Genomic DNA, 2,898 nt, shown 5'->3' with positions numbered 1-2,898 from the left:
CTACCTCGAAGCCGACCACATCACCCCCTGGATCATCAGCCAGCGGACCTGCGTCGACGACGGCCACCTCGTCTGCGTCTTCCACCACCGCATCGCCCGCAGCCAAGGCTGGCAACCAGTCATGATCAACGGCCGAGTCGGCTGGCGACCACCAGCCTGGCTCGACCCCGAACGAATACCACGGTTCAACCGACTCCGCCGCCACTTCGACCCAGCACGCGACCTCACCGACCTCCACACCGACACCGACCCCGAACTCGACTAGACAGTCGAGGCCGGCTGTCACGCCTGCTCGGCGCCGCACTCGTGCGAGTCACCCGGCGTCACCGCCGCGGATGCAACACCTCCGGAACGTCGCCGACGGGGTGGAAGGACGACAGGGTCACGGTCCCCTCAGGGAGCGACAACACGTAAGTGCCGATCGCGACACCGGAGATGTCCCGTCGGCTGCCGACACCCAAGCAGCGCACCTCGGTCAACGGCCACACATGCGGATGGTCGCCGCGCTTCGACTCAGCGTGCTCGGGCAGCCAGCGCAGGGTCTCGTCATCGGCGATGAGGACGCCGCGCGGCCCGCCACCGCCGCGCCGGCGCCCAGCGTCGAGGAAGTGGCCACCCGAGGTCACCCGCGCACCAGCCGTGCGGTCACACGAGCACCCTGACCTTGGTGCCGGGCGTGAGGCGGACCCCGCCCGGGCATGACCGTCCGGGCCGATGGGGAAGGGTGGTGTCGTGCGAGCCGAACAGTTCACCGACATCGTCACCGAGCACGGCGAAGGACCGGTGTGGCTGCCCGAGCGCGGACTGCACTGCGTCGACATGGAGGCGGGCGACCTGCTGCGCATCGGCGACGACGGCACGCTGCTCGATCGCGTCGACATCGGCCGTATCGCCGCTGTGATCCGGCCGCGCACCGACGGCGGGCTGCTCGTGGCAGCCGAGCGCCACCTCGTGCTCTTCGACGCCGACGGCACGCGCACCGATCTGCCCGAGGTCTTCGCCGACGCCGGGATCCGCTTCAACGAGGGCGGTTGCGATCCGGACGGCACGTTCTACTGCGGCACCATGGCGTACGCGAAGACGCCCGGACGTGCCCGCCTGTTCCGGTTCGACGACGCCGCGCAACCGCACACCGTCGTGCACGACGCGACTATATCGAACGGTTTTTGGTTCAGCCCCGACGGCTCGCGCGCGTACTACAACGACACCCCGACGCAGCACGTCGACGTCTTCGACTGGTCGCCCGACACCGGGCTCACCGATCGGCGCCACTTCGTCGCCATCGATCCTGACGACGGCGCGCCCGACGGCCTCACCGTCGACGCCGAGGGCGGCGTCTGGGTCGCCTGCTGGGGCGGCTCGGCGGTGCGCCGCTTCACGCCCGACGGCCGGCTCGACACGGTGATCGAGGTGCCGGCGAAGCAGGTCAGCTCATGCACGCTCGGCGGAGCGGCCGGTGACACGCTGTACATCACCACGTCGCGCGAGGGGCTGTCCGACGACGAGGCCGGCCTGGCCGGCGCGCTGTTCGTCGTCGAGCACGCCGCCCCGGCGCAGCCGGTGCTGCCCACGCGCCTGTGAGCGAGCGGCCACCCGCGTCCGCGAAGATCGGGTGACGGATCGCGGCGGCCGGTGACGACATTTTCGCCGTCACCCGAGCTCGAGATCCGTCACCCGAGCTCGAGGTCCGTCACCCGATCTCGAGGGCCGTCACCCGATCCTGAGGTCCGTCACTCGCGCGAGGCGCGGGCCCGACTGGCGCCGCCCGTGGCGTCGCGGCGGCCGTCCTGGCCGTACCAGTCGAGGCAGAGCGCGGTCGCGTCGTCGCCGAGCTTGCCGTCGGTCACCTCGCGCACGGTGCGACCGAGGTCCTGGACGACCTGGCGCGGGTGGCGGCCGAGGCTCTGGCGCAGGAAGTCCTCGACGTCGAGCCGGCCGTCGAGGCGGTCGAGGTAGCCGTCGGTGACGACGAGCAGCCGGTCGCCGGGCTGCAGGTGCACGAGGTCCGAGTGATACGGCTCGGACGCGAGCCCGAAGGGCAACTGGGCCGCCAGCCGCAGCTCGGTCAGCGCACCGTCACGCAGCAGGAAGGGCAGCGGGTGACCCGCGTTCACCAGTTCGGCCCGGCCGTCGGCGAGCCGCACCCGGCCGATCAGCCCGGTGACGAACTGGTCGGGTGCGGCGTGCTCCTGCAGCGTGGCGTTGGTGGCGTCGGCCTGCCCGGCCGGGCTCTCGAGCGAGCGCCGCTGGTTGCGCAGGGTGCCCACGGCCAACGTCGCGAGCAGGGCCGCTGTCGTGTCGTGCCCCATCGCGTCGGTGATCGACAGGTAGAGGTATTCGCGGTCGAGGCTGTAGTCGAAGGTGTCGCCGCCGACCTCGTGCGACGGCTCGAGCCAGCCGGCCAGGGTGAGCGGGCCGGCCTCGACGGTGTACGACGACGGCAGCAATCGACGCTGGATCTCGGCCGACACCGAGAACGGCACGTCGCGCTGCGCCCACTCGAACAGGTCGGTGTGGCGTCGGGACGCCACGAGCACATAGGCCAGCGCATGGGCGGCTGCGACAAGATAATCCAGCGTGTCGGCGTCAGGATCGCGGTCCAGGGAGACCTCAAGCACCCCGATCACGTCGCCGCGTTCGGTGATCGGGATCAGCACCAGCCGGACCTCGCCGTCGGCCACGACCTCCAGGACCTGGCTATAGAGAACCCGCTCATGCACCGTCCCGGCTAAGAGGATCGGCGTGGACCTCTCGTCGCGCCCTTTGTGTCTGCGAGCCGCCCCGGTGACATGCGAAAGCCGTACCAGCGCGCTGCCGGAGAAGTTGGCTACCAGCAAGGCTACGTGCCGGGCGTCGATCGCCTTGGCTAACTCCCCGGCCAGCACATCGACTGCTTCG

At 70.6% G+C, this 2,898-nt stretch carries 3 protein-coding genes and 1 pseudogene; 2 read left to right on the top strand and 2 right to left on the bottom strand.

Annotated elements, in window-relative coordinates:
• Positions 1 to 265 (top strand): annotated as a pseudogene (locus ACTHMS_RS01165) (hypothetical protein); the annotation flags it as partial.
• A 58-nt stretch (positions 266 to 323) separates the two neighbouring features.
• On the opposite strand, the gene ACTHMS_RS01160 reads toward ACTHMS_RS01165, so the two are convergent.
• Complete coding sequence (locus ACTHMS_RS01160) at positions 324 to 626, bottom strand: hypothetical protein (RefSeq protein ID WP_440304844.1); 303 nt, start codon at positions 624 to 626, stop codon at positions 324 to 326.
• A gap of 106 nt (positions 627 to 732) precedes the next feature.
• Between ACTHMS_RS01160 and ACTHMS_RS01155 the strand changes: the two genes are divergently transcribed.
• On the top strand, positions 733 to 1,581 hold the full coding sequence (locus ACTHMS_RS01155; RefSeq protein ID WP_440304843.1) for an SMP-30/gluconolactonase/LRE family protein: 849 nt from the start codon (positions 733 to 735) through the stop codon (positions 1,579 to 1,581).
• Positions 1,582 to 1,730: 149 nt separating this feature from the next.
• On the opposite strand, the gene ACTHMS_RS01150 is transcribed toward ACTHMS_RS01155, so the two are convergent.
• Complete coding sequence (locus tag ACTHMS_RS01150) at positions 1,731 to 2,681, bottom strand: PP2C family protein-serine/threonine phosphatase (protein WP_440304842.1); 951 nt, start codon at positions 2,679 to 2,681, stop codon at positions 1,731 to 1,733.
• Positions 2,682 to 2,898 lie beyond the last annotated feature (217 nt).

It is taken from the genome of Jatrophihabitans sp., assembly GCF_051960575.1.
Classification (GTDB): domain Bacteria; phylum Actinomycetota; class Actinomycetes; order Mycobacteriales; family Jatrophihabitantaceae; genus JBQCEE01.
The sequence above is the reverse complement of the archived record's forward strand: the minus strand, read 5'-3'. Positions and strand labels throughout refer to the sequence as shown.